The 25,781-nt window shown below is 63.8% G+C and carries 27 protein-coding genes; 15 read left to right on the top strand and 12 right to left on the bottom strand.

Annotated elements, in window-relative coordinates; genetic code table 11:
- Positions 1–159: 159 nt before the first annotated feature.
- Together KHP60_RS18745 and KHP60_RS18740 are read right to left on the bottom strand one after the other, a co-directional pair.
- Positions 160–732: an HdeD family acid-resistance protein gene (locus KHP60_RS18745; RefSeq protein ID WP_213565845.1), complete on the bottom strand. Its 573-nt coding sequence runs from the start codon at positions 730–732 to the stop codon at positions 160–162.
- Positions 733–943: 211 nt separating this feature from the next.
- Positions 944–1,513, bottom strand: coding sequence for a DUF1269 domain-containing protein (locus KHP60_RS18740; RefSeq protein WP_213565844.1), 570 nt, complete (start codon positions 1,511–1,513; stop codon positions 944–946).
- Positions 1,514–1,962: 449 nt separating this feature from the next.
- Between KHP60_RS18740 and KHP60_RS18735 the strand changes: the two genes are divergently transcribed.
- Entirely contained in the window at positions 1,963–2,238 is a 276-nt protein-coding gene (locus tag KHP60_RS18735; RefSeq protein ID WP_213565843.1) for a glycine zipper domain-containing protein, read from the top strand.
- Between the two features lie 191 nt (positions 2,239–2,429).
- On the opposite strand, the gene KHP60_RS18730 is transcribed toward KHP60_RS18735, so the two are convergent.
- The 3 genes from KHP60_RS18730 to KHP60_RS18720 form a co-directional block, all read right to left on the bottom strand.
- Entirely contained in the window at positions 2,430–3,371 is a 942-nt protein-coding gene (locus KHP60_RS18730) for a D-alanyl-D-alanine carboxypeptidase family protein (RefSeq protein WP_213565842.1), read from the bottom strand.
- 112 nt (positions 3,372–3,483) lie between these two features.
- Entirely contained in the window at positions 3,484–3,729 is a 246-nt protein-coding gene (locus KHP60_RS18725) for a hypothetical protein (protein WP_213565841.1), read from the bottom strand.
- A 112-nt stretch (positions 3,730–3,841) separates the two neighbouring features.
- Entirely contained in the window at positions 3,842–5,020 is a 1,179-nt protein-coding gene (locus tag KHP60_RS18720; RefSeq protein WP_213565840.1) for an NAD(P)/FAD-dependent oxidoreductase, read from the bottom strand.
- Between the two features lie 308 nt (positions 5,021–5,328).
- On the opposite strand from KHP60_RS18720, the gene KHP60_RS18715 reads away from it, so the two are divergent.
- Positions 5,329–5,799: an aminoacyl-tRNA deacylase gene (locus tag KHP60_RS18715; protein WP_213565839.1), complete on the top strand. Its 471-nt coding sequence runs from the start codon at positions 5,329–5,331 to the stop codon at positions 5,797–5,799.
- A 152-nt stretch (positions 5,800–5,951) separates the two neighbouring features.
- Positions 5,952–6,389 (top strand): YqaA family protein, encoded by a 438-nt coding sequence (locus tag KHP60_RS18710; protein ID WP_213565838.1) that lies wholly within the window; start codon positions 5,952–5,954, stop codon positions 6,387–6,389.
- Between the two features lie 78 nt (positions 6,390–6,467).
- Here KHP60_RS18710 and KHP60_RS18705 read toward each other — a convergent pair whose 3' ends face one another.
- Positions 6,468–6,704 carry a hypothetical protein gene (locus KHP60_RS18705; protein ID WP_213565837.1) on the bottom strand — a complete coding sequence of 79 codons (237 nt, stop codon included), beginning with the start codon at positions 6,702–6,704 and terminating at the stop codon, positions 6,468–6,470.
- A gap of 53 nt (positions 6,705–6,757) precedes the next feature.
- The gene (locus tag KHP60_RS18700) at positions 6,758–7,354 is read right to left on the bottom strand and encodes a cation transporter (protein ID WP_213565836.1); all 597 of its coding nucleotides are present in this window, start codon (positions 7,352–7,354) and stop codon (positions 6,758–6,760) included.
- Positions 7,355–7,616: 262 nt separating this feature from the next.
- On the opposite strand from KHP60_RS18700, the gene ilvD reads away from it, so the two are divergent.
- The 4 genes from ilvD (at position 7,617) to KHP60_RS18680 (ending at position 11,875) form a co-directional block, all read left to right on the top strand.
- Positions 7,617–9,446, top strand: a complete 1,830-nt coding sequence (ilvD, locus tag KHP60_RS18695; RefSeq protein ID WP_213565835.1) for a dihydroxy-acid dehydratase — start codon at positions 7,617–7,619, stop codon at positions 9,444–9,446.
- Between the two features lie 154 nt (positions 9,447–9,600).
- Positions 9,601–9,900, top strand: a complete 300-nt coding sequence (locus KHP60_RS18690; protein WP_213565834.1) for a hypothetical protein — start codon at positions 9,601–9,603, stop codon at positions 9,898–9,900.
- A 139-nt stretch (positions 9,901–10,039) separates the two neighbouring features.
- A complete protein-coding gene (sugE, locus tag KHP60_RS18685) occupies positions 10,040–10,357 on the top strand; it encodes a quaternary ammonium compound efflux SMR transporter SugE (protein WP_213565833.1) in 318 nt (105 codons plus the stop codon).
- Positions 10,358–10,381: 24 nt separating this feature from the next.
- Positions 10,382–11,875, top strand: a complete 1,494-nt coding sequence (locus KHP60_RS18680) for a sensor domain-containing diguanylate cyclase (RefSeq protein WP_213565832.1) — start codon at positions 10,382–10,384, stop codon at positions 11,873–11,875.
- A 193-nt stretch (positions 11,876–12,068) separates the two neighbouring features.
- Here KHP60_RS18680 and KHP60_RS18675 read toward each other — a convergent pair whose 3' ends face one another.
- The 3 genes from KHP60_RS18675 to KHP60_RS18665 all read right to left on the bottom strand — a co-directional run bounded on the left by KHP60_RS18675 (position 12,069) and on the right by KHP60_RS18665 (position 15,714).
- The gene (locus tag KHP60_RS18675; RefSeq protein ID WP_213565831.1) at positions 12,069–13,439 is read right to left on the bottom strand and encodes a glutamate--cysteine ligase; all 1,371 of its coding nucleotides are present in this window, start codon (positions 13,437–13,439) and stop codon (positions 12,069–12,071) included.
- Between the two features lie 215 nt (positions 13,440–13,654).
- Complete coding sequence (locus tag KHP60_RS18670) at positions 13,655–14,794, bottom strand: carboxylate-amine ligase (RefSeq protein ID WP_213565830.1); 1,140 nt, start codon at positions 14,792–14,794, stop codon at positions 13,655–13,657.
- Between the two features lie 173 nt (positions 14,795–14,967).
- Positions 14,968–15,714, bottom strand: a complete 747-nt coding sequence (locus KHP60_RS18665; protein ID WP_213565829.1) for a 16S rRNA (uracil(1498)-N(3))-methyltransferase — start codon at positions 15,712–15,714, stop codon at positions 14,968–14,970.
- Between the two features lie 209 nt (positions 15,715–15,923).
- Between KHP60_RS18665 and KHP60_RS18660 the strand changes: the two genes are divergently transcribed.
- The 7 genes from KHP60_RS18660 to lpxK all read left to right on the top strand — a co-directional run bounded on the left by KHP60_RS18660 (position 15,924) and on the right by lpxK (position 21,566).
- Positions 15,924–16,397, top strand: a complete 474-nt coding sequence (locus KHP60_RS18660; protein WP_213565828.1) for a hypothetical protein — start codon at positions 15,924–15,926, stop codon at positions 16,395–16,397.
- A gap of 15 nt (positions 16,398–16,412) precedes the next feature.
- On the top strand, positions 16,413–17,342 hold the full coding sequence (gene ubiA, locus KHP60_RS18655) for a 4-hydroxybenzoate octaprenyltransferase (protein WP_213565866.1): 930 nt from the start codon (positions 16,413–16,415) through the stop codon (positions 17,340–17,342).
- 78 nt (positions 17,343–17,420) lie between these two features.
- The gene (locus KHP60_RS18650; protein WP_213565827.1) at positions 17,421–18,224 is read left to right on the top strand and encodes a 3'(2'),5'-bisphosphate nucleotidase CysQ; all 804 of its coding nucleotides are present in this window, start codon (positions 17,421–17,423) and stop codon (positions 18,222–18,224) included.
- A 60-nt stretch (positions 18,225–18,284) separates the two neighbouring features.
- Positions 18,285–18,518 (top strand): DUF4170 domain-containing protein, encoded by a 234-nt coding sequence (locus KHP60_RS18645; protein WP_213565826.1) that lies wholly within the window; start codon positions 18,285–18,287, stop codon positions 18,516–18,518.
- A 14-nt stretch (positions 18,519–18,532) separates the two neighbouring features.
- Complete coding sequence (locus tag KHP60_RS18640; RefSeq protein WP_213565825.1) at positions 18,533–19,267, top strand: lysophospholipid acyltransferase family protein; 735 nt, start codon at positions 18,533–18,535, stop codon at positions 19,265–19,267.
- Positions 19,264–20,553 (top strand): 3-deoxy-D-manno-octulosonic acid transferase, encoded by a 1,290-nt coding sequence (locus KHP60_RS18635; protein WP_213565824.1) that lies wholly within the window; start codon positions 19,264–19,266, stop codon positions 20,551–20,553. The genes KHP60_RS18640 and KHP60_RS18635 overlap by 4 nt, the downstream gene beginning before the upstream one ends.
- A complete protein-coding gene (gene lpxK, locus KHP60_RS18630; RefSeq protein ID WP_213565823.1) occupies positions 20,553–21,566 on the top strand; it encodes a tetraacyldisaccharide 4'-kinase in 1,014 nt (337 codons plus the stop codon). The genes KHP60_RS18635 and lpxK overlap by 1 nt, the downstream gene beginning before the upstream one ends.
- 36 nt (positions 21,567–21,602) lie before the next feature.
- On the opposite strand, the gene KHP60_RS18625 is transcribed toward lpxK, so the two are convergent.
- Both KHP60_RS18625 and xseA read right to left on the bottom strand, forming a co-directional pair.
- Positions 21,603–21,824: a DUF2093 domain-containing protein gene (locus KHP60_RS18625; protein ID WP_213565822.1), complete on the bottom strand. Its 222-nt coding sequence runs from the start codon at positions 21,822–21,824 to the stop codon at positions 21,603–21,605.
- Positions 21,825–21,894: 70 nt separating this feature from the next.
- The gene (gene xseA / locus KHP60_RS18620) at positions 21,895–23,469 is read right to left on the bottom strand and encodes an exodeoxyribonuclease VII large subunit (protein ID WP_213565821.1); all 1,575 of its coding nucleotides are present in this window, start codon (positions 23,467–23,469) and stop codon (positions 21,895–21,897) included.
- A 191-nt stretch (positions 23,470–23,660) separates the two neighbouring features.
- On the opposite strand from xseA, the gene KHP60_RS18615 reads away from it, so the two are divergent.
- Positions 23,661–25,730 (top strand): calcium-binding protein, encoded by a 2,070-nt coding sequence (locus KHP60_RS18615; RefSeq protein ID WP_213565820.1) that lies wholly within the window; start codon positions 23,661–23,663, stop codon positions 25,728–25,730.
- Positions 25,731–25,781: the final 51 nt, after the last annotated feature.

Genomic DNA, 25,781 nt, shown 5'->3' with positions numbered 1-25,781 from the left:
TGTCTATGTTCCTGTGACAGAGCCGTTTAGGCAACGTGATCACCCGGGAGGCGATTACTGGAAGCTCGGACTGCTGCTGCTCATCTGGCTCTTCGTCGTATCGGTCTTCCTCGTGCGGCAGATCTGGCGGTTCTGACCCGGCTCGTCGCCGACACGACGTCAGCTCGTCCTCACCTGCCAGGCGAGATAGGCAATCGCCGAACCGACGCTGATCAGATTCATGCCGAGCAGAAATCCCAAAAGCCATACGGACGTCACCGGCAGATAGGTCCAGAGGACGACTGAAAGCACAATGCCGACCATGCCGCTGGCCAGAACCCAGCCCCAGTTGGGAAACGGGCGGATCGTCAACGCGAAGACGACTTTCGAAATGCCCTCCATCATGAAGAACACGATGAGGAGAAGCGTGATAGTCGCCAAACCCTGCTCCGGGTCGCGCAGGAACAGGAAGCCGATCAGCATGGCAAGGCAGATGGAGATCAGCTGCAGCCAGAAGTGCGGCACGTGCCTTGCACTGATGAGACTGAGCGCCTGCACCAGGCCGCTGATCACCAGTAGCCAGCCAAGGAGAACGATCACTGCCGTCGATGAAAAGATAGGGTAGACGATCGCAAGGACGCCGGCTGCGATCAGAAGAAGCCCCTCGACGAGGTACCACAGCGAATAGCGCTTGACGGCATCCCGCATCGCTTCACGGAATACCTCCGCCGCGGCGTCCAACGATATCGCCATTGCACCCTCCCGATCCTTCACCATGTCGACGAACGCGCCGTCACTATAATCCCGACAGCGTCAAACGCATCGTAGAATCGCGATCCGACCGGGAGCCCGAGAGTAAGTGTCGCTCGATCCCCGGCCATGAGATCAGGGAGGGCTCGTTGCGAGGAAGTCTATATGACCGGCGCGAAGCGGATATTTACTCTCCGGAACGTCCCATGAGATCCTACGGCGTTTGCGCCGCCACCGAGCCTGCGGCGGCGACGCCTTCGCTCGGACTCGGCGCATGCGCCTGCGACAGGGCAGCCTGGAGCTTTGCTTCCTGTTCTGGCGACAGCGAGGAGCGGATGACGCGTCCCTTGAAGCCGGAGAGTTCGGCAAGCACCTTCTCGGGCTGGGACTTCCGGATCAGCAGGAACAGGGCGGACGTGTCCGGCTGAAGGGTCTCGCCGATGGATTTGATGAAATCGTCATTGATGCCGAAGTCGATCATGCTCCCGGACAAGGCTCCCGAGCTTGCTCCGACGGCACCGCCGATGGCGAGGCCCGCGAGCGGATTGAGGAACAGCAACCCGATGAAGCTGCCCCACATCGCGCCGGACAAGCCGCCGGAGGTCGCTCCAAGTCTCACGAGGTTGACGCTCTGCTTGACCCGCACGGCACCGTCAGATCCACGGATGGCAACGACGGCGTCTTCCAGATCAATGAGATATTCCTTTTGCATCCGGGTCAGTTCGGTCAGGACACGGTCTGCATCGTTCGGGTTGTCGAATCCAACGACCACCAGCTCGGCCATGGGAAACCCTCCTCCTGTAGCGACAGCCTCTGGAGAGTAATGGGAACGGCTGATACGTCCATCAGGTGTTACCCCGAGCGGGCGGGAGGAATACCATGAGGCTCGGTGGAATATTCAGCCGTGGCACGGCTCGAAGCATTGTTCACGGCGGGATCGGAACCTGACGCGAGCGAGATTGTCGAGCCACAATTCAGGCCTTACACCACTCCAAAACAGGGACTTTCCGAACAGTCAAAGCGGGCCTGTCGGGCGAGGCTATAGCCGATCCTGGCGCATCGTGCAGGGCGTGAAGTGCGTGCGAGCAAAATGGGGATCCTGTTTTCCTCCGCGAACGATGCGCTACTTATGCATCCGGGCATCGGATCGATCGATGCATGAATTTGATCTTCACGTCCGATGCCGTGATCCTCAGCCGGGTCCAGGACCCTGAACCGAGAAGGGAAAGTGCGATGAGGACAATCATGACAGCCATCGCGGCGAGTACACTCATGCTTTCCATGGCGGCCTGCACCACACCGGGAGAACGTGCGGCCGGCGGCGCGGTCATCGGTGGGGTTACGGGTGCCGCAGTCGGCGGAGCGGCGACAGGGCGGACGAGCGGAGCCTTGGCCGGAGCCGCCGTCGGGGCTGCCGGCGGCGCCATCGTCGGAGCGGCCACCGCCCCACGCAGCCCGTGCCCCTATGGCACTTATCGGGATGCTTACGGCAATCTGTATTGCCGATGACCGTCTGAATCCAAGGCATAGGACTCATCGTTCGTCGATGCGTCCTGCAGTTGCTTGACCTTGCAACCCGCCCGTGCGGGAGACGGCAACTGCGCTATCCATACATGCTGGCCACGGCCTTATCGGCCGGATGATTTGTTTTGCCCCTGAAGCAACGGAAGCGTTGTTGAAATTGCAAGCGAACCCTTCGGTCATCGACGAAGCGGCTGAACCTCCGTCTGTTTGGCAACGCGTCCAGCCGCCCTGACCTCCAATCGTGCGGGATCCTGTCGGCCGCACCTGAGACGACGAAGATCCGCAGCAGGCATCGGTGCCTCGGCCTTCATCATGCGGAGATTGCCGATGGGACCCGCCGCTTCCGACAGGCCGGTGTTGAGAAGTTCCCGCATGACCAGCGTCCTCGTCGCTGCACTGGGTGAGCCGAGAACCACGCCGATGACCCGTCGACCCCCGCGAAGGGCCGAGACGGCCACATTGAATCCGGAAGCGCACACATAGCCGGTCTTTGAAGCTTCAAGGCCGGCATAATCCTCGACAAGCTTGTTGGTGTTCTTGAGCGTCCGGCCGTTGACCGTCACGGACGGCGTCCTGAGAAGGTCCATGTAGTCGGCATGGTAGCTCAGGAGCACCAGCATGAGCACGGCCACGTCCCGCGCATTGGTGACCTGGCGGTCATCGTGCAGGCCGGTCGGATTGACGAACCGGGTCCCGGTCATGCCGAGACGCCTCGCCTCCGCGTTCATGGCTGCGACAAAAGCCTCTTCGCTGCCGCCGATCGCTTCCGCGATCGCAATCGAAACGTCGTTGGCGCTTTTGACCATGATGACCGTGAGAGCGTCCTCCAGCCGAAGGGATGTGCCGGGCGGGACGCCAAGTTTCGTGGGAGGCTGTGCGGCCGCCTTTGGACTCAGAACAATGGACGTGTCCATGCTGACCCTGCCCGACCTGACGGCCGTTAGCGCCAGATGGGCGGTCATCATCTTGGTGAGCGATGCCGGATGCCAGGAGCGGGTCGCCTCCTGAGCGGCGAGAATGTCACCAGTGGATGCATCCACCAGCAGCATGGGAGAGGCGCCGACGGACGCGGGCGTCAGGAGAAGGCCGGCAGCCAAGAGGATCGAGAGCGGCTTCATGCCCGGATCGTTGCCCGAACCGCAGCCTTACGCAAGCACCCGACGGCAAAAACTGCCTCGCTCTACTACTTTCGGGCTGCCACAGGCCGGTTCGGATTGGTCCTCAGGTCAGTCAGACAGCCGCCTCAGCCAGCATGAGGACGATGCCCAGCGCGACCAGGGCGATGCTGGGCCAGTGGTGTTTGGGATGGAGCGCGCGGGCCCGCTCCCGCGGTTCCAGCGTCGTGCCGGAGCCCGTCGAGCCCATGCGATGCGGGTCGCTCAGGCGTCCCTTCCAAAGAACCTGGCCTGCTGCGAGCACAATCCCGCCCACGATCAGCAGCGCACCGATCCAGATGAGGATCATGCCCGACTGCATGAAGCCCTCCCCGATGAGGTCCAACTCTCGGCAGCATAACACAGGCCTTCAGGAGAACACAGGCACCGGGTTCGCTGGAAAGAGGATTGCGGAGACACCATCGTGGCCGTGGTCAGACGGCCTGCCCGGCACACCAGCCGGACGACCAGGCCCACTGGAAGTTATACCCACCCAGCCAGCCGGTGACGTCCACCACCTCTCCGATGAAGTAGAGGCCGGGCACCGCCTTGGCTTCCATGGTCCTGGAATCGAGTTCGCGGGTATCGACGCCCCCGAGCGTCACCTCGGCCGTTCGGTAACCTTCCGAGCCCGCCGGCTTGAAGCGCCACCGGTTCACGGCCTCATCGATGGCACGAAGTCTCTTGTCGGAATAATCGGCCAGATTGGCGGGCCCCTTCTCCGTTTCGGAGATCAGTTGCGCCAGGCGCTTGGGCAGGAAGGCTGACAGAGCGGTCTGGAGCGCCTGCCGGCCGTTCTGCGTGCGGGCGGCGCGCAGTTCCTCGAACAGATTCACGCCCGGCAGCATGGACAGCACGATTTCCTCGCCCTCGCGCCAGTAGGAGGAGATCTGCAGGATCGCGGGGCCGCTCAGGCCGCGATGGGTGAAGAGCATGGCCTCGGAAAATGTCGTCTTCCGACAGCCCACCACCGCATCGACCGACACGCCCGCCAGAGGCGTGAGGCGCTCCAGCATCGTGGGCTCCAGGGTCAACGGAACGAGAGCCGGCCGCGTCTCAACGATCTTCAAGCCGTATTGCTGTGCGAGATCGTAGCCGAACCCGGTGGCGCCCATCTTCGGAATGGACTTTCCGCCCGTCGCCACCACGACGGAACGGCATTGCACGGCGCCGGATGAAAGCGTCAGCGCAAACCCTTCCGGTGCCTTCTCCACACTCTCGACGGAGGTCGAGAGGCGAAGCTCCACGTTCCCCTGGCGCATTTCGTTCAACAGCAGATCGATGATCTGCTTCGAGGAGCCGTCGCAGAAGAGCTGACCCAGGGTCTTCTCGTGATAGGCGATGCCATAGCGCTCCACGAGAGCGATGAAGTCGCGCTGCGTGTAACGGCGCAGGGCAGAAATGGCGAAGCTTGGATTCTGCGAGATGAAATTCGCCGGCGCAGCGTTGAGATTGGTGAAGTTGCAGCGCCCGCCGCCGGAGATGCGGATCTTCTCGCCGGGCTTCCCGGCATGGTCGACGATGAGGACGGAACGGCCGCGCTTGCCAGCCTCCGCCGCGCACATCATCCCGGCGGCTCCGGCGCCGATCACCACAACGTCGAACTGATCCAAGAGAAGTCTTCCTGCGAGAAATTTCCGGCGCCCCGTTCGAGAGACGCCTGAAAAGCTTGGCTTGAGGATGAGATAAGGCTGTTCGTAGTGAACCTCGCAAGAGGGCGCAAGTATCCATGCGGGACGAGAGTCCTGAAGCTCAGCCGCGTCGGGCATTATTTGCCGCTACGGCCCTCAGTCGATTGAAGGTGGCCTGTCAGGGGTGTACCATCGAGGCGTTTCCAAGCAACCGCGCATCCTGAAGCGACGGTGTGTCAGTATAGCCGCCCTCCCGGCATGCGAGTGTCCTCGTCTCAAAGGAGGTTGTCATGACAATCGCACCAACCCTTCAACGCTACATGTCCGATCAAGGCATCAGCTACGACCTGATCCAGCACGAACCGGCAATGACGTCGCTGGGCACGGCCCATGCGGGCCATGTGCCGGGCGATCGGCTGGCAAAGGGCATCATGCTCAGCGACGGTCGGAACTACATGCTCGCCGTTCTGCCGGCGTCCCATCATCTGCGTCTGTCCGATCTCAAGATGGAACTGGGCCAGGAACTGCACCTGGCGTCCGAGGATGAGATCGTCGAGGTATTCCGCGACTGCGATCGCGGCGCCATTCCGCCCGTTGGTACGTGCTATGGCCTCGACGTCATCGTCGAGAACAGCATGGAGCGGCAGCCGGACGTCTATTTCGAAGGCGGAGATCATGCCACGCTTGTTCATGTGAAAGGAGATGACTTCGCGCGCCTCAATCCGCGGGCTCAGCACGGCACGTTCAGCGAACGGATGTGATGCGTTTCGCTGACGCGGACCTTCGGTTCCGCACGATGTGCTAGGCAGGCCAGTTCGGCGGTATCCTGGAACCGTGATAAGGCTCGTTTCATTCAGGCTTCACAGTGAAGCCTCGAATCCGCCTGTCTTCAGTCCAGCGTGATCATCGCCTCATGCCGCATCTTGCCGAATACGGTGCCCTGTTCGCCGCCGCTTTTCTCTCGGCCACCATCTTCCCCTTTCAGTCCGAAGCCGTGCTCTTCGCCATGCTTGTGGCCGAACATTATCCATGGTGGCTCCTCATCCTCGCGGCGAGTGTAGGCAATATCCTCGGCTCCATCGTGAATTGGTTCCTGGGCCGCTTCTTCACCCGTTTCGAGGATCGCCCCTGGTTTCCGGTGAAGCGCAAGCATATGGCCAAGGCCGAAAGCTGGTATCACCGCTATGGACGCTGGACGCTGCTTCTGAGCTGGCTGCCGGTTGTCGGCGATCCGCTTACCATCGTGGCGGGCGTGATGCGGGAACCCCTGCGGGCCTTCGTGCCTCTCGTGGCACTCGCCAAGACGGGGCGCTATCTCGCCGTGGGAGCGCTGAGCCTGGGATGGATCTAGGGCATCCTGCGGAGCCGGAGGCCCTCGTCATCGAGAGGCGCCTCCGCTTGCCATGCCAGGCGATGCGCCCCCAAAGCGTCAAGGCCCCTGCAGGCTCGACCAGATCTCTTCCAGATGGCGCGGCCCGAGCACCGCGCCGGAGGCGGCACGGATGACCGCCTCCATGCCGGCCGGGGCTTCGTTGTTCATGGCCCAGTGAACGGCTTCGCGGAGAGTGGCGAATTCCCTCACGTCGCTGGGATGACCCTGGCCGGCCGTGCCGATCGGCTCGTACTGCAGATGGGCCGGGGCATCCAATTCGGCTTTGGTCAGCATATCGCAATCCTGCCTGATCTAGAGTGACTTAAGCAGGACAACGTTCTTCAGGCTCAAGGCGTTTCAGCCCTGTGCTCCTCGCGGGCAGCCTCCAAGATCTCCCGCGCGGCATCGGCATTCATCGCCGCAATGGCAAGACCCACGATCAGGTCCGGCCAAGCCGAGAACGTCACGGCCGTGACCAAGCCAGCCCCTACGATGGCGACATTGGCAACGACATCGTTGCGGGCCGACAGGAAGGCCGCCTTCGTGAGGCTGCCACCATGAAGGCGATAGCGTGCGAGAAGGAAGGCGCAGGCTAGATTGACCGCGAGAGCCCCTGCACCGACCAGAGTCAGCGGAACCGGATCGGGCGCGACCGGCACCCAGAACTTCCCCCACGCCGTCCAGAGCGTGGCGAGGCCCGGCACGAGGATGATCCCTGCCAGCGCCATCCCGACCCGTGCCCGCATCCGCGGCCCCCAGCCGAGAGCCGCGAAAATGAGGAGATTGATCGAGGCATCCTCCAGGAAGTCGACGCCGTCGGCGAAGAGCGACACCGAGCCGATGGCGAGCGCGACCGCGAATTCGATCCCGAAATAGCCCAGGTTCAGGGCCGCCACGATGGCAACGACCCGGCGCAGGCCGGAGCTGGAACGTGGATCGTCCATGGTATTCGCACTCCTATGGCCGCTTCGTCCGCTTCCGGACTATCGGCAATTCCATTGCGGCAAAGCAGGCGCGACCACAAGGAATGGCAAATTTTCTTGCAAACCGCGCAATTTCAGTCGAACAAGGCGGCAAAGTTCAGCGCATCATGCAGAAAAGTAGACCCGGTTTTCCGCGCTTAACGATGCGTCACTCAAGGGATCGAGCATCGGATCGAGCCCAAAAGTGGGAACAACTTTTGGGTCCGATGCTCTAGGGGAAAACATGCCAGCCTATCGTTCTCGTACCACCACCCACGGCCGCAACATGGCGGGCGCTCGCGGCCTCTGGCGGGCCACGGGCATGAAGGACTCCGATTTCGGCAAGCCGATCATCGCCGTCGTGAATTCCTTCACCCAATTCGTGCCGGGCCACGTTCACCTCAAGGATCTCGGTCAGCTGGTGGCGCGGGAGATCGAGAAGGCGGGCGGCGTCGCCAAGGAATTCAACACCATCGCGGTGGATGACGGCATCGCCATGGGGCATGACGGCATGCTCTATTCCCTGCCTTCGCGGGAGCTGATCGCGGATTCCGTCGAGTACATGGTCAACGCCCATTGCGCCGACGCCATGGTGTGCATCTCCAACTGTGACAAGATCACCCCCGGCATGCTGATGGCCGCCATGCGGCTCAACATTCCGGTGGTCTTCGTATCCGGCGGCCCGATGGAAGCGGGCAAGGTCGTGCTCAACGGCGTGACCAAGAAGCTCGACCTCGTGGACGCGATGGTCGCCGCCGCCGACGACAAGATCGCGGACGAGGACATCAAGGTCATCGAGCGCTCCGCCTGCCCCACCTGCGGCTCCTGCTCCGGCATGTTCACGGCCAATTCCATGAACTGCCTCACCGAGGCGCTCGGCCTTTCGCTCCCCGGCAACGGCTCGACGCTCGCCACTCATGCCGATCGCCGCCGCCTCTTCGTGGAAGCCGGCCACCTGATCGTCGACCTCGCCCGCCGCCATTACGAGCAGGACGACGCGAGCGTGCTGCCGCGTTCCATCGCCTCGTTCGCGGCCTTCGAGAACGCTATGACGCTGGACATCGCCATGGGCGGGTCGAGCAACACGGTGCTGCACCTGCTGGCCGCCGCCCATGAAGCGGAGGTCAACTTCACGATGGACGACATCGACCGCCTGTCACGCCGGGTACCGGTGCTCTGCAAGGTCGCGCCCGCCATCGCCAATGTGCACATGGAAGACGTGCATCGCGCCGGCGGCATCATGGGCATCCTGGGCGAGCTCGACCGCGCAGGCCTCATCGACACCTCCGTGCCGACGGTCCATTCCGAGAGCATGAAGGCCGCCCTCGACCGCTGGGACGTGCGCCGCACCAACAGCCATGCGGTGCATGAGTTCTTCAGCGCCGCGCCCGGCGGCGTGCCGACGCAGACGGCCTTCAGCCAGGCAAGCCGCTACGACAGCGTGGACATGGACCGGGCGGGCGGCGTCATCCGCGACAAGGACCATGCCTTCTCGAAGGACGGCGGCCTCGCCGTTCTCTCCGGCAACCTCGCCCTCGACGGCTGCATCGTGAAGACGGCAGGCGTCGACGAGAGCATCCTGAAGTTCTCCGGCCCGGCGATCGTCTTCGAAAGCCAGGACGATGCCGTTAGCAGCATTCTCAACGGCAAGGTCGCTGCGGGGGATGTGGTCGTCATCCGCTACGAGGGTCCGCGCGGCGGGCCCGGCATGCAGGAGATGCTCTATCCCACGAGCTACCTGAAGTCGAAAGGCCTCGGAAAGGCCTGCGCCCTCATCACCGACGGGCGCTTCTCCGGCGGCACCTCGGGCCTCTCCATCGGCCACGTCTCGCCGGAAGCGGCCGAGGGCGGCACCATCGGCCTCGTGCGGGACGGCGACCGGATCGAGATCGACATCCCGAACCGCCGCATTCACCTGGCCGTGGACGATGCCGAGCTGGAGCGCCGCCGCGCCGAGCAGCAGGCCAAGGGCTGGCAGCCATCGGCTCCCCGCAAGCGCAAGGTCTCGGCGGCCCTGAAAGCCTATGCCATGCTCGCCACCAGCGCCGCCAAGGGCGCCGTGCGACAGATCTGACCATCATCGGTCGGCAGATGACGAATGAGTGCAGCGCCGGAGGGAAATCATGCCCCTGGCGCTGCCAAAGGTCTCAGTCAGGGTTTCGAACCTTGACGAAACACTGTCGCCTGGGGTCCAGTCGATAAAGCCCACATCAGCCGCAGGATCCTGAATGCCCCGCTTCGCCCTGACCGTCAGCTCCCTTCTCCTCGCCGGCCCCGGCTTCGCCCAGGGAGCCCCGGAGAGCAAGGCCCTCCAGCTGACCGTCCGCCCTTCCGGCTATGAGGCTGCGGCGAATGAAGCGACGGAGCGGCAGCAGAAGCTGCTCAGGCGTCTCGAGCAGAGCAATCACATGATCCGTTCGATCTGTGTCAATTGCGGCGACGGGTGGAAGCATCAGATCTACACCCCCTTCAACCCTCTCGCTTCGCTCGGCCGCTCCGGCCAGCCCGCGGAAGAAGACGGTAACTAAGCCGACAAACTGACTTTTGGCCGCGCTTGCACCATATTGAGAACCTTTTCCGAACCCTCTATGTTCAGAGGGGGTGAGGACGACCTCGCGCCTTCATGACACCGGTAGGGACGGCCCTGCCAATGACGGAGGTCCTGTCATGGCATGGACTTGGCTCGGTCTTGCCGGCCTGTTCGAGATCGGCTGGGCCATCGGGCTGAAATACACCGATGGCTTCACCCGCCCCATTCCAACCATTCTGACCGCCCTGAGCATGGTCACCAGCGTCGTGCTGCTCGGGCTGGCGCTGAAAACCCTTCCTGTGGGAACGGGTTACGCGGTCTGGACCGGGATTGGAACGGTCGGTACGGCGCTGCTGGGCATATATCTCTTCGGCGAGCCCGCAACAGTGATGCGCCTCGTCTGCATCGGACTGATCGTGTCCGGAATCCTTGGCCTGAAGTTAGCCTCAGGCTAGCCCCGGCAGTTATGGTTTGGGGTCATGTCTGCATTTGCTCACATTAGGCCGAGGTCTGCGGCACGAGGGCTCAAGGCCTTCGTCGTCGTGGTATGCCTTGTCATCCTCGGCCTGGAGGGCTGGCGCGACTGGAGCGAGCGGGAGCAGGAGATCGCCCGGATCAGCTCGGAAACCCTGAACCTTGCGAAATCGCTGGTCCAGCACGCGGAGGACACCTTCGAGGTGGCGGACGCCCTTCTGGTGGACGTGGCGGACCGGGTCGAGGCCGGTGGCGTGCTTCCCGACGTCGTCAAGCGGCTGGACACCTTCCTCGTCGAGCGGGTTCAATCTCTGCAGCGCATCAAGTCCCTCGCGGTCTACGAGAATGACGGGTTTCTCCTGACCAGCTCCCTGCCCGGTCATCGTGGCAAGGTGAATGCTCAAGGTCAGACTTTCTTCCAGCACCACAAGACGTCGCCGAGCGGCAACTGGTTCTTCGGCCCCCTGATCCGCGATCCGCTCGGCGGCGATTGGGTGCTGACCCTCTCCCGCCGCATCGACAAGCCGGACGGCAGCTTCGGCGGCGTCGTTCAGGCCAGCATTCCGCCGCGCTATTTCGCCAATTTCTTCGGCCGCTTCGATGTCGGGTCACAGGGCAGCATCACGCTCATTCACAAGGACGGCACGCTCCTCTCGCGCTATCCCTACATCGAACGCGCCATCGGGAGCGATCTGTCGAAGCAGCCGGGCTTCCGGGAGGGAAGAGGTTCCGGCTCCTATGAATATGTCTCCCCGGTCGACGAGGTTGCCCGCATGGGCGGCTATCACCGCAATCACATCTTCCCCATCGGCGTCCTCTCGTCGGTCGGCCGGGACGAGGCGCTGGCCAACTGGAATCGCGAGTTCGTCCTGCGCACCGTCGTCATCAGCCTTCTCGTCGGGACCATCGCCACCCTCGGCTGGATCCTGTCGGCAGAACTGCGCCGGCGCGAGGAAGCGGAGGCCGAGCTCTCGGTGCTCGCGGTCACCGACGGCCTGACGGGTCTTGCCAACCGGCGCATGTTCGACAAGCAGCTCGAGACGGAGTGGCTCCGGGCCTCGCGGGAGAAGTCACCGGTATCGCTGCTGCTCGTCGATGTGGACCAGTTCAAGGCCTACAACGACATCTATGGGCATCAGGCCGGCGACGGATGCCTGCGCACCATCGCCAAGTCGATCGCGAGCGCAGCCCGCAGACCGGGCGACCTGGTGGCGCGCTATGGCGGCGAAGAACTCGTGGTTCTTCTGCCCGATCTCGATGAGACCGGTGCGGCGGCCATAGCCGAGGACATCCGCGCGAAAGTCGAGGCGCTTCGCGTCCTTCACGAGGCCAATATCCCGTCGCGCACCCTGACCGTCAGCATCGGCAGCGCGACCTGCGTTCCAAGCCTCGACCGGTCCCGCATCGGCCCGGAGGATCTGATCACCCTCGCCGATGCAGCCCTCTATCGGGCCAAGCAGGACGGCCGCAACCGCGTCGCGGTCGCGAAAGCGGCCTGAGCTGGAACGATGCCGATCGTACGGCTGCGGATCCCTCTCCCGTCATCACCGGCCTTGTGCCGGTGATCCCGATTGAATGAGACTCGGCGCTCTTCCGATCGGGATGGCCGGGACAGGCCCGGCCATGACGGAGGAGGGACATAAAACCTCTTAGCAGGTCGTACGAAACCCAATGGGTGAGCTCAACGATGCTCTAGAACGCTTCCTCCCGGAAGACCGGCAGAACCGAGCCGCCCCATGCCCCATGGTAAAGCTCCAGCAGGCGCTCGGCCTGCGTGCGGCCCGAGGCGATGATCTCTTCCGCGTACGTGAGATGACGCGTCTCGTCGCGGCCCGCCTCGTCGCGGCAGGCGCGGCGCTGGAGGCCGGCGCGGGCAAGCGCCAGGGCATCGCCGGCGACCTCCTGCGCGGAGCGGCCTGCGATGCGGGCCTTGAGGGCCTGCTTCGGCACATCGGCGCGCAGCTGTTCGCGTTCGTTCGCACTCCAATGCTTCACCAGTTCCCACGCACCGTCGAGAGCGGCCTCGTCGTAGAGAAGGCCGGTCCAGAACGCGGAGAGAGCGACGATGTGTTCGAGGTTGCCCACATCCGCGCCGCGCATTTCGAGGTAGCGCTTGAGACGCACTTCCGGAAAGACAGTGGAAATGTGGTTCGCCCAATCCGAGCGCGTCGCGTGTTCGCCCGGCAATTGAGGGTGCCTGCCGGCAAAGAGGTCGCGGAAGGAGGAGCCCGCCACGTCGTGATAGGTCGAGTCGCGCTTGACGAAATACATCGGCACGTCGAGCACCCAATCCACATAGCGCTCATAGCCGAACCCGTCCTCGAACACGAAGGGAATCATGCCTGCGCGATTGTTATCCGTGTCGCGCCAAATCTGCGAACGCATGGACAGATAGCCGTTGGGCCGGCCGTCGGTGAAAGGCGAGTTGGCGAAGATCGCGGTCGCGATCGGCTGCAGGGCGATCGAGACGCGCAGCTTCTTCACCATGTCGGCTTCGGACGCGTAGTCCATGTTCACCTGCACGGTGGACGTGCGGTACATCATGTCGAGGCCGAGCGAGCCGACCTTCGGCATGTAGTCTGTCATGATGCGGTAACGGGCTTTCGGCATCACAGGGGTCTCGGCGCGCGTCCAGAGCGGGCTCATGCCGAGGGTGAGGAAGCCGATGCCGTGTCTCTCCCCGACGGCCTTCGCGTCGGCGATGTGCTGCGCCGTCTCGCGGGCGGTCTCGTGCAGCGTCTCGAGCGGCGCACCCGACAGCTCGAACTGCCCGCCGGGTTCCAGTGAAATCGCTCCGCCGCCGGCCTCGTCGGCGAGACCGATGGGGTGATCGTTCTCCATGATCGGCGCCCAGCCTGTGCGCTCCTGCAGTCCTTCCAGGAGCGCGCGAATGCCCCTGCCCCCGTCATAGGGCACGGGCCTGGCGTCGGCCGTGTAGAACGGAATCTTCTCGTGTTCGGTGCCGAGCCGCCAAGCCTCGCGCGGCTTCTCGCCGGAGGCGATCCATTCCACGAGCTCCGACCGTGCACCGATGGGGGTCGTATCGGATACGTCCCGCGCCATGCATCACCTCATCAAAAAGCGCGTTCAAGGCGCGCCGACTCAGGGTCGGGACTCAATAAGGGGCTTAAGGCCAAGGCGCAATGAGGGACGAAGACATAATACGATGAGGGCGGAGCCGCCCTCATCGAGGCATCGCTGTTGCGGAAAGCCGGGACCGTTTTCACTGGCGTGGCCCTGCGGGTCGCTGACGCGGACCTCCGGTTCCGCGCGATGCGCTAATGCCGGATCGTGGTTTCTCCTATCGTCTCCGCACTGAGCCAGTCGACCACCCCGGCGAGCGCATCCCGGCTTGAGAGGCCGCGACCGACCGCTTCGGTATAGAGCGTCAGCTGCTGATCGGCACTGGTGCCGCGGGCCACGATCCAGCGGGCGAGATCGAGCTCGCGCTGGCAGCCAAGGGCCTTGGCGTCCTGGGCCACGAGAGCGAGGGTCTCGTCGAGGAGCTCCCGCACGGGCTTGGCGGTGCGGGTCTTCTCGTCGACGAAGCTGCCATGAATGCCGTAGCGCTGTGCCCGCCAGCCATTCTCGTCGTTGATGGCGCGCGAGGCGCCGGTCTGCCCGGCGTTCAGCGTGGTGTCCAGGCTCAGGCGGCGGACGAGGCAGCGGTAGAGCGCCGCGATCGCGATGGTGTCGTCGAGCCGGGTGCAGCTGTCGGCGACGCGCAGCTCGAGCGTCGGATGCTTCAGGGACGGCCGGATCACCCACCAGACATAGCTGGAGTTCTCGATGGCGCGGGCGGCCACGAGGGTGTCGATGTAGCGCTGATAGTCCTCCGCGCTCTCGAAAAGGTCCGGGAGGCCCGTACGCGGCAGCTCGCGATAGGCCGCAAGCCGGTAGCCGAGAAGACCCGTGCGCTGCGCCTGCCAGAACGGCGAGGAGGTCGAGAGCGCAAGCAGCAGCGGCAGGTAGGGCTGGATCCGGTTCATGATGTCTACGCGCATGCTCAGGTCGGGCACTTCGACATGGACATGCATGCCGCACAGCACGTTGCGGCTGCCGAGCATCTGCAGATCGTGCATCACCTTGCCGTACCGCGGCTGCGCCGTGGGACGCACCCGCGCCCAGACGGCAAGCGGATGCGTGCCCGAGGCCATGATGGACAGGTCGAAATCCCGTGCGACGGCTCCCACGGAGGAGCGCAGCTCGGCGAGCTGCGCTCGGGCCTCGGAGAATTCCACGGCCGGCTTGCTCGCGACCTCGATCTGCGGCTCCAGCATCTCGGGCTGGATGTCCCCGGAGATGGTGTCGCGGCAGGCGGCAAAGAATTCCTTGATCTTCCCCCGGGCGATATCCCGTCTCGGCGCATCGTTGACGAAGTACTCTTCCTCGATGCCGAACTTGAAGTCCCAGCTCATTTCCTGTGTCCTCTGTTCTTATTCAGAAATGACCTTTCGCACATGCGGATCGGCCTGCGGCGACCGGGCCCAAACTCCGGCTCAATGGGGCCAGAATGGGGCGAATCGACGCGAAACTGCTAAGCTTTTGAAGCTAGAGGCCGATCGGCTTTAGGCGTTGTCGGACGACGAGGTCAGTTCCAATCGCCAAGCACGGCCTGAACGATCGCCAGCGCGGCCACAGCGGCTGTGTCAGCTCGCAGGATTCGCGGACCCAACGATACGCAAACACATCTTTCGTGGGCGGCGACAAGCGCTCTCTCCTGATCGGTGAACCCCCCTTCGGGTCCCACGATAACGACAAGACCAGCTTGATTGTTCCCAAGCTTGGCCAAGGCCTCGACAGGGTTCGAAACGGGCGCATTCTCGTCGCAGAAAACGACTAGGCGATCCTTCTCCAACCCGTTGAGAAAACGTTCCAAATTCTCTTCTTCACGCACCTCCGGGATCGACAGGATCCCGCACTGCTCGGCCGCCTCGACGGCATTGCTGCGCATGCGCTCGAGATTGATCCGGGACGCCTGCGTCCGGCGCGTCAGGACGGGCTGAAGAACGCCCGCTCCCATTTCCACCGCCTTCTGGACCATATAGTCGAGGCGGGCATGCTTGAGCGGCGCAAAGGCATAGATGATATCGGGTGCAGCCTCCTGCTCCCGGATCCGCTCCGCGCAGACGAGATCGGCGGCCTTGCGCCCCTCGACCATGACCTCCGCCCGCCATTCCCCATCGCGCCCGTTGAAGATCAGCACGGTTTCCCCGGCTTTGAGACGCAGGACGTTCAGCAGGTAATTGGCCTGCCCCCGGTCGAGGGCGATCCTGGCCCCGGCCTGGAGGGGCGCATCGATGAAGAGGCGGGGAGCGTTGAAATCGTATGCGGCCATTGCGGGATCTTGTGCTGAACCGCTCCTCCTGTATCAAGTTCCCCGGCCTCGAGGGAGAGGGGCGGCCCTTTTGGTCACGTGAAATTCAGGTGCGGGATGACACAGCTTGAGCTTAAGGCGACCATTCGCCTCTTGGCCTCATGGCCCTGAACCTGTTAACAGAACGCAGGCGCGCGAGACGTCGTGCGCTTTATGAGGGAATTTTGGGCATGACGCATATCCGTTCGCATCTTCTGGCTGCGCTTGCCGTCGCCGGCATTTTCGTGACGGCTCCTGCCTTCGCGCAGTCGAGCGCCTGCCAGGAAGGGCAGAAGATCCTGCAGGAGCGCCAGAACCTGATCCAGCAGGTCAACAAGCTCACCAATGGCGGGAAGAACAAGCAGATCGATCCACGCGCGGCCTGCACCATCTTCTCGAAACTCGTGACGAACGGCTCGGCCGGTCAGAAGTGGATGACCGACAACAAGGATTGGTGCCAGGTTCCCGATCAGCTGGTTCAGAGCTTCGCCGAAGACCACAAGCGCTCCCAGCAGTTCAAGGGTCAGGCCTGCGGGGCGGCCGCCAAGATGGCCGAGATGGAAAAGCGCGCCAAGCAGCAGGCCCAGCAGCAGCAGGGCGGACCTGCCAGCAAGATGGGCGGCGGCCTGACCGGCACCTTGAGCGTTCCGAAGGGTGCCCTCTAGGCGGTTCCTTCGATGATGGAGCGTCCCGGAACGCCCTCCCTGCCCGATGCCGTCAAGGGCCATTGGGCCGAGCGATGGGCGCCGGCGAGCCTCAGGCCCTACCTGCGCCTTGCCCGCATCGAGCGGCCCATCGGCTGGTGGCTGCTTCTCATGCCCTGCTGGTGGTCGGCGGCGCTCGCCGCCCTCGCGGCGGGACTGCCCTCGCCGAACCCGGTCCATTGCCTCCTCTTCCTGATCGGCGCCGTGGCCATGCGTGGGGCCGGCTGCACCTATAACGACATCATCGACCGGGATCTCGACACCCGCGTCGAGCGTACCCGTCAGCGCCCCCTGCCCTCGGGCCAGGTCACGCTGAAAGGGGCTCTCGTCTTTCTCGCACTCCAGGGGATCGTCGGCCTCCTGGTCCTGCTCCAGTTCAATGCCTTCGCGATCGCGACCGGCTTCGCCTCCCTGGGCGTCGTTGCGCTCTATCCGTTCATGAAGCGCTTCTTCTGGATGCCCCAGATCGTCCTGGGCCTCGCCTTCGCCTGGGGAGCCCTGATGGGCTGGGCGGCGGCCTTCGGATCTTTGAGCTGGGCCGCCATCCTGCTCTATCTCGGCAGCATCGCCTGGGTGGTGGGCTACGACACGATCTATGCCCTGCAGGACATTGAGGACGACGAGATCGCCGGGATCAAATCCTCTGCCCGCTTCTTCGGCGAGAACGTGAGGCTCGGCGTCGGCATCTGCTATGCGCTCACCATCGTATTCATCACCGCATCGTTGTTTCTGGCAGGCGCAGGCTTGCCATCCTTTGCCGGCTTGAGCCTCTTTGCCCTTCACCTGGGCTGGCAGGTCGCCCGCGTCGACCGGACGGACGGCGCCGGCGCGCTGCGTCTCTTCCGCGCGAACCGGGATGCGGGCCTGATCCTGTTCGCCGCGATGGCCCTTGACTGCTTCCTTTAGAAGGACCGATCTTCCAAAAGAAAGGTTTAGACGGGAGGAATATGGTATCTCCTCCCGATGGCCCCCATTTCAGGTTCGATGCTGTCTTCCTCATCCCATCCAATCGCCGCCCTCGCGCCCGCCGTGCGAGATGCCGCCCGCCGGGCGGGAGAGCTGGCCCTGCCCTATTTTCGTGCCGGCGCGCAGACGGCGGCCAAGCTCTGGTACAAGGGGCACAGCTCTCCGGTGACGGAGGCGGATATCGCCCTCGACACCTTCCTGAAGGAGCATCTCTCCGCATTGTTTCCCCAAGCCCGCTGGCTCTCCGAGGAGACCGCCGACGACCCGGCACGCCTTGACAAGAGCTATGTCTGGATCGTCGATCCCATCGACGGCACCCGGGCCTTTGCCTCGGGCCATCCTGACTGGGCCATCTCCATTGCCTTGGTCAAGGATGCAAGACCCGTTCTCGGGATCCTCCACGCTCCGATCCATGATCGTCTTTATGAGGCAAGGATCGGCGAAGGAGCCTGGTGCAACGGCGGGAGGCTGCAGGTGTCCGAGGCCGACGATGTCCCTCATGCCCGGGTTGCGGGTCCCAAGCCCCTCGTCGACCGACTCGAGCGCCATATGGGCCCGGTCGAGCGCCTGCCCAAGGTGCCGTCCCTGGCGCTGAGGTTGGCGCGGGTGGCGGAAGGCTCCATCGATATCGGCCTCGTGTCGGCCAATGCCCAGGATTGGGACATCGCCGCCGCGGATCTCATCCTGCAGGAGGCGGGCGGATGCCTGACCGGGCTCGACGGTTCGACCCCGATCTACAACAAGCCTCATCCCTCGCACGACGAGATGATTGCCGTTGCGTCACGGTTGCATCCTCGTGCTATTGGAGCCATGAGAGCCTGAACAAAGTCGGCTCCCATCGACACCGACCCATCCAACCTTCTTCAGAAGAGCCCTATCACCATGACCGATACGCCTGGCAAGCAACTCCTGCATCTGGTTTTCGGCGGCGAGCTCACCAGCCTCGAATCCGTCGACTTCAAGGATCTTTCCAAGCTCGATATCGTTGGGATCTTCCCGAATTATGCCAGCGCCCACGCGGCCTGGAAGGCCAGGGCGCAGGCGACCGTGGACAATGCGCAGATGCGTTATTTCATCGTCCACCTTCACCGCCTGCTGGATCCGCACAACGGCTGATTCCTTAAATCGCAATGGGTTTCATGAAGCGCATCACCCGGTCGCGAGCGGTCCAGGAAACCCTGGGCCTTCTTGTCGCGGGCTATCTCAAATTCGTGCAGCGCACGAACCGGTTCATCATGGAACCGGCCGATGCCTATGACCGGATCGAGATGCCTGTGATCGCCGCCATGTGGCACGGGCAGCATTTCATGATCCATTTCGCCAAGCGGCCCCAGGACCGCGCCGCGAGCCTCGTCTCGCGCTCGGGCGACGGCGAGTTCAATGCCATCGCGTTGCGCCATCTGGGGGTGCGGGCCATCCGCGGCTCCGGGGCCCGTGGCCGCGACATCCGCAAGAAGGGCGGCGCCCAGGCCATGCGGGCCATGCTGCGGGCCTTGGACGACGGAGAGATGGTGGTGATGACCGCCGATATCCCGAAGATTTCGCGGATCTGCGGCCAGGGCATCGTCACCCTGGCGCAGCTGTCCGGCCGCCCCATCGTGCCGGTTGCCGTGGTCACGAGCCGCCGCATCGACTTCGACAGCTGGGACAGGGCCAGCATCGGGCTGCCGTTCGGCCGTGGAGCCATGGTGCTCGGAGATCAGATCCGTATCCCGCGGGAAGCGGACGAGGAGACGCTGGAATCCCTGAGAAAGACCGTCGAGAGAGAACTCGACCGGGTGCATGAGCGGGCCTATGCTCTGGTCGGATCGAGGGATCCGGGCGCCAAGCCCAGTCCCGTGCTCATGGGAGGCTCCCGGGCATGAGCTTCCCGATCGTCTTCAAGGCCTATCGCACGGCGGTGTCCGTGCTGGAGCCGGCTGTTCTCGGTCTCCTCTATTGGCGCCGGCATAAGGGGCGCGAAGACCGCACGCGGCTCGGCGAGCGGCAGGGCTTTCCCAGCCGCCAAAGGCCCAGAGGGCACCTGATGTGGGTTCACGGTGCCAGCATCGGCGAGACCCTGTCCCTGCTGCCGATCGTGGAGCGGGTGACCCAGCGTGGCCTCGCGGTCCTGGTCACGTCAGGCACGAAGACGTCTGCCTCTCTGATCGCCCGGCGGCTCCCTCCCGGGGCCATTCATCAGTTTGTCCCGTTGGACGTGCCACGTTATATAAAACGGTTCCTGGAGCACTGGCAGCCCGATCTGGCGCTGATTGCCGAATCGGAGATCTGGCCGAACACGATCATGGCGCTGGCCGAGCGGGAGATCCCGCTCGTCATGGTCAACGGCCGCATGTCGGATCGGTCGTACCAGCGCTGGCAGAGAATGCCGGGCATCATCAGAGGCCTTCTCGAACGTTTTGCCCTATGCCTCGCCCAAACGTCGGAGGACGCCGAACGCCTGGCGCGGCTTGGCGCTCCCCGGGTCATCGTGACGGGCAACATCAAGTTCGATGCAGCTCCCCCGCCGGCCGATCCGCGGGTGGTGGCGCATCTCTCGGGATTGATCGCGGGGCGCCCGGTCTGGCTTGCCGCCAGCACGCATCCCGGCGAGGAAAGCGCCATCATCGCCGTGCATCGCGCGTTGGCGAACCGCTATCCTCACCTGCTCACCATCATCGCCCCGCGGCATCCCCATCGCGGGCCGGAGGTGGCCGCCCTTGCCGGACAGGCCGGTCTGCGGGCAAGCCGGCGCTCCGAGGGCATTCACCCCGACCGGGCGACGGATGTCTACGTGGTCGATACGGTCGGCGAGATGGGCCTGTTCTACCGGCTCTCCCCCATCGTCCTCATGGGCGGCACTCTCGTCCCCATCGGCGGACATAACCCGATCGAACCGGCCAAGCTGGGCGCGGCCATCCTGCACGGCCCCCATGTCCATACCGCCACCGAGATCTATGAGGCCCTCGATCGGTCGCGGGGCGCCGTGATGGTGAAGGACAGCGCCACCCTGGCACGGGGCGTCAACGAATTGCTGAACAATCCCGCCCTTACGCGCGACATGGCTCGCAAGGCCGGAGAGGCCGTGCAGGCGCTGGGCGGCGCCGTGGACCGGACGATGCAATCGGTCGAGCCCTTCATCGTGCAGGCGAAACTCGGGGCGCGCCGCTGATGCGCGCACCACGTTTCTGGTGGCAGACCTCCCCTTCGCTGCAGGCCAGCCTGCTGCGCCCGGCCGGTATCATCTACACCTCCATCGCTGCACAGCGGATGCGGCGGCAGGGCGAGAAGGCGGATCTTCCGGTCATCTGCATCGGGAACTTCACCGTGGGCGGTGCCGGCAAGACGCCGACGGCACTTGCCGTCGCGACGATCCTCGATGCGGCAGGTGAAAGCCCCGCTTTCCTGTCACGGGGCTATGGCGGTCGCCTGCGCGGCCCGGTGCAGGTCCGGATGAAGCACACGGCCTTCGACGTGGGCGACGAACCCATCCTGCTCTCGGGCATGGCGCGAACCATCGTTTCCCGCGACCGGCCGGCCGGAGCGCGGCTGTCCTACGAGATGGGATCGACCGTCGTGATCATGGATGACGGGCTCCAGAACCCGTCGCTGATCAAGGATTGCGCCATTGCCGTCGTGGATGGGGCAACCGGGATCGGCAACGGGTTGCCTTTGCCGGCCGGGCCCTTACGCGCACCAATGAACGTGCAATGGCCCGCCATCGACGCGGTTCTCATCATCGGCAGCGGAGAGCCCGGGCGACGGATTGCCGAGGAAGCCGAACGGCGCGACAAGCGCGTGTTCGCAGCCAGGCTCGAGCCCGCAACGGATGCCGCCAGATCCCTCGAAGGCAGGAAGGTGCTGGCCTTTGCGGGCATCGGACGGCCCGAAAAGTTTTTCGACACTCTGCGCGCCTGCGGGGCCATTGTCGAAGCCGTGCATTCGTTTCCCGACCACCATCGCTACAAGGCGACCGAGCTCACGGATCTGCGACAGGAAGCGGAGACACGCGGGCTTCAGGCCGTGACGACGGAGAAGGATTTTGTCCGGATCGCGTCGGTAAAGGACGCCGAGCCTTGGCCGGATCTGACGGTGCTTCGGGTGCAGCTTCGGATCGAGAACGAGACAGGCCTGCGCAACCTGCTCCTGCGCCGAATCAACGAGAGACGGCTGCATGTCGCATGAACGACGGCCAACCGGCTCTCCTGGGCCGAAAGCTCTCTAATTCTGAGGTCCAGTCCCACCGGTGATGCGCATCATCACCGCCTCGGGCGAGGCATAGGCCTCCTGCCTCTCGACGCTCCAATACTTCAGCTCATCGAGTGGGATCTCGACACCCGTCACTGCGCAACGCACATACGCTCCGGGCTTCAGGACCCGAAGGTTGCTGTCGAGATATTGCACCACGGCTTCGCCGCCGCTGCGTTCGATCTTGTTCAACATCGATGACATCAAGAAATGCGTTGCTCTGTCTTTCACATAAGCAGGGTAGACGAGGATTTCCAATCCTCAATCAAAACAAGGCGCCCTGCTCTTCCGCCACCACGAGCTTCGGCTTGGCTGCCCTTGGCCTCGTTCCGATCCGCCCGCCGGTGGCATCCGCCTTGCCGTCGGCGAATTCGAGCACGAGCGCTTGGCCGTCCAGCACCGCATCCGCCGAGTTGAGCGGCTGCCCGTCCGCGTCGCGAACAAGGGCGAAGCCGCGCTTGAGCACGGATTTATAGTTCAGGCTGTCGAAGAGCTTGGACACTGCGTCCAGCTTGTCGGCCTTGCGTGCAATCTGGCCCTGCAGCGCTGGCCCGAGGCGCTCGGCGACCCGCTGGGTGAGTTCATGCCCTTGAGCGAGGCGCACCCGTTCGGCGCGCAACAGCGCCTCCCGGGACACCACCAGACGGCGGCCGATCTGCTTCAGGCTCTCCTCGCGCAGCAGGACGGAGCGGCAGACCGCATTGTAGGGACGCGGCCCCACCGCATCGAGCCGGGCACGCATGCGGGCCACGTTGGCCACCGGCGATACATGGGCAAGCTGGCGCGCAACCTTGAGCAGCCGCTCCTCGTGGCCGCGGGCGTTGCGGGCGAGTGCCGGATAGAGCTTGGTAGCGGCAAGATCGAGCCGCTGCCGTTTGGGCGAGAACAGGGCCTCGGGGCTCGGCAGGGCCCGGGCCGTGGCGCGCAGGTCCGACCGGCGGCGCTCCACAAGGCGAAGGGCGGCCTCCACGTGGCGCCGGGAGAGATCGTTCACGGCGGCCATGAGTTCGACCCGCACCGGAACCACCATCTCGGCGGCCCCCGTGGGGGTCGGCGCACGCATGTCGGCCGCATGGTCGATGAGAGTCCAGTCGGTCTCGTGGCCGACCGCCGAGACGAGCGGGATGCCGCTCTCGGCGGCCGCCCGCACCACGATCTCCTCGTTGAAGCCCCACAGATCCTCGATGGAACCGCCGCCGCGGGCCACGATGAGCACGTCCGGGCGCGGAATCCGTCCGCCGGGCTCCAGGGCATTGAAGCCGCGGATGGCGGCGGCCACCTCCGCCGCGCAGGTCTCGCCCTGCACGCGCACGGGCCACACCAGCACCCGGCGCGGGAATCGATCCTCGAGTCGGTGGAGGATATCGCGGATCACTGCGCCGGTGGGCGAGGTGACGACGCCGATCACCTGCGGCAGGAAAGGCAGCCGCCGCTTGCGCTCCTGGGCGAACAGCCCCTCCGCATTCAGCTTGCGACGGCGCTCTTCGAGCAATGCCATGAGCGCGCCGATGCCGGCAGGCTCGAGCGTGTCGATGACGATCTGGTACTTGGACGAGCCCGGAAAAGTCGTGATGCGCCCGGTGGCGATGACCTCCATCCCCTCCTCGGGGCGGATCTTGAGCTTGGCGAAGGCTCCCTTCCAGATCACCGCATCGATGCGGGCGTTCTGGTCCTTCAGGCAGAAATAGGCATGCCCCGATGAATGGGGCCCGCGATAACCCGAGACCTCGCCGCGCAGGCGCACATGGCCGAACGCATCCTCCAAGGTGCGCTTGAGGGCGCCCGCCAGATCGGACACCGACCATTCGGGAGCATTCGAGGGAGCTTTTTCTGCGAACATGAGGTGAACCTAATCCGCCTGCCCTGGGCCTGCCAAGGGTCCGATCAAGGCTGCACACAGCCTTCCGGTCGCAGGTCCAGGTGCGATTTCGCACGTAACGCGCGTTTCAGGCATCCACTTTGCGCGCTCTGATGGAACGTGTTTTACGGAATAACATTTCCGTGATGTTGTAGCACACAAGGGAGCCAGTCATGGCCAATAAAGTCGAAACGATCGATGACCGCCGAACCGTCACGCAGGTTTACAACACCACCGTCCACGTCATCGTGACCGAAAGCGGACGCGTGGAGACCACCTCAGGCAAGGGAATCCACACCATATATCCCGCCTATGACTCGAAAGTCGAAGTCAATGGCTATGTCTCGGCTGCCGAGGCGGCAGTCTCGGTGTTCGTGGGTAACCTCACCGTGGGAGCAAATGGGTCCTTGAGCGGCAAGCAGGGCTACTTCTGCCCCAACACAACAACCGTCACGAATCACGGAACGATCTTCGGGGTCGAAGAGGGCATCGTAGGTGCTGAAAACCTTACCGTCCTGAACGATGGAACCGTCCAGGGCAACCGCTATGGGATTTATTACAATACGCGCGCCGGTACTCTCAATGTGACGAACGAGGGAACGATCTCGGGCGGGGTTCACGCCATTGATAGCGGGCGGAGCGACGACGTCGTCATCAACAAGGGCGTCTTGAAGAGTAGTGATCCTGTCACGGTCTCGCTGGGAGACGGGAAAGATCTCTACGACAGCAGGCAAGGCGGGAGCGCTTGGGGTTTCATCGATCTCGGAGGCGGGAATGACACCGCTTATGGTGGCGCTGCGAATGACAGTTTCCAAGGCGGCATGGGCGATGACTCGCTTGTCGGTGGCGGAGGCTTCAATTTCCTCGATGGAGGAGCCGGTAAGGATACTCTCGAGGGAAGCAGCGGAACGAGCCTCGCCTCCTACAATACGTCGACGAGCGGCCTGACGATCCACATGGCCCATGAAGATCAGAACACCGGAGACGCCGCGGGCGACCACTTCATCAACATCGCGGGCGTCTTGGGCTCCCGCTTCAACGATACGATCATGGGAAACGATGACGGGAACGATCTGCGCGGCGGCGGGGCTGATTCCCTTCTCGGCGGAGAAGGAGCAGATGGGCTCAGCGGCGGCATCGGCGACGATACTCTTGAGGGCGGGCAAGACAATGACTGGTTCGATGGCGGAGCCGGCGCGGACAGGATCGACGGCGGCGATGACTGGGACGTCGTCTCATATCTCCAAACGGCGAAGAGCGGTGGCGGCATTGTCATAGACCTGATGACGAACCAGAACGGAGGTGCAGCCGAAGGCGACCGGCTGTCGAACATAGAGGTGGTGCAAGGCACGATCTCTAACGATGTGATCCGCGGCTTCGACCGTGGTAACGGCAACGGCGTCGGACTCCATGGAGAAGCCGGCAACGACCAACTCGTGGGCCGATCGGGCGGTGATATTCTTGTGGGAGGAGCCGGCAACGACACTCTCGAAGGCGGCGGCGGCAGTGACGTGGCGAAGTACTCAGGGTCCAGCAGCTCCTATCAACTGATCCGGAATGCCGACGGCAGCATGACAGTGACGGATAAGCGCCCAGGCCAGGATGGGACGGACGTGCTCAAGGCCGTCTCCTACGCACAGTTCAGCGATAAGACCATCGATCTGACTCAGATTGTGTATGTTCCGCCCCCGTCCGACGATGGCTCATCCGACGATGGCTCATCCGGCGGCGGCTCGTACACACCTCGGCCCCTCACGTTGATTGGCACGCCGGGCAGGGATAGTCTCGTGGGCGACGAAGCTGGCGACCTCATCAAAGGTCTCGCAAACAATGACACGTTACGCGGCAACGGCGGCAGCGACAGGCTTTATGGCGGGCTCGGCAACGACAGGCTCACCGGTGGAACTGGTCAAGACGTATTCGTGTTCGACAAGAAGCTCTCCAAGACCAATGCCCTGAACAAGAAGCAGAACAACGACAAGATCACCGACTTTTCCGTGATCGACGACACAGTCTGGCTTGCCAAGGGAGCCTTCAAGGCCCTTAGCAAGAAGGGCGTGCTGGCCAAGAAGGAATTCCACATCGGCACCAAGGCGCACGACGGCAACGATCACGTCATCTACAACAAAAAGTCGGGAGCCTTGTATTACGACGCGGACGGCACGGGGGCCAAGGAAGCCATTCAGGTCGCTGCGTTGTCCAGGAACCTCAAGATGAACGAGAAGGATTTCTTCGTCCTTTGAGGCTCCTTCTCTCTTGCCGACGGATCCCGGATGCTTCCGAGATCCGTCCTC

Origin of the sequence: Microvirga sp. 3-52 (assembly GCF_018383585.1) — a bacterium.
GTDB lineage: Bacteria > Pseudomonadota > Alphaproteobacteria > Rhizobiales > Beijerinckiaceae > Microvirga.
This window is presented reverse-complemented; position numbering and strand designations above follow the sequence as displayed.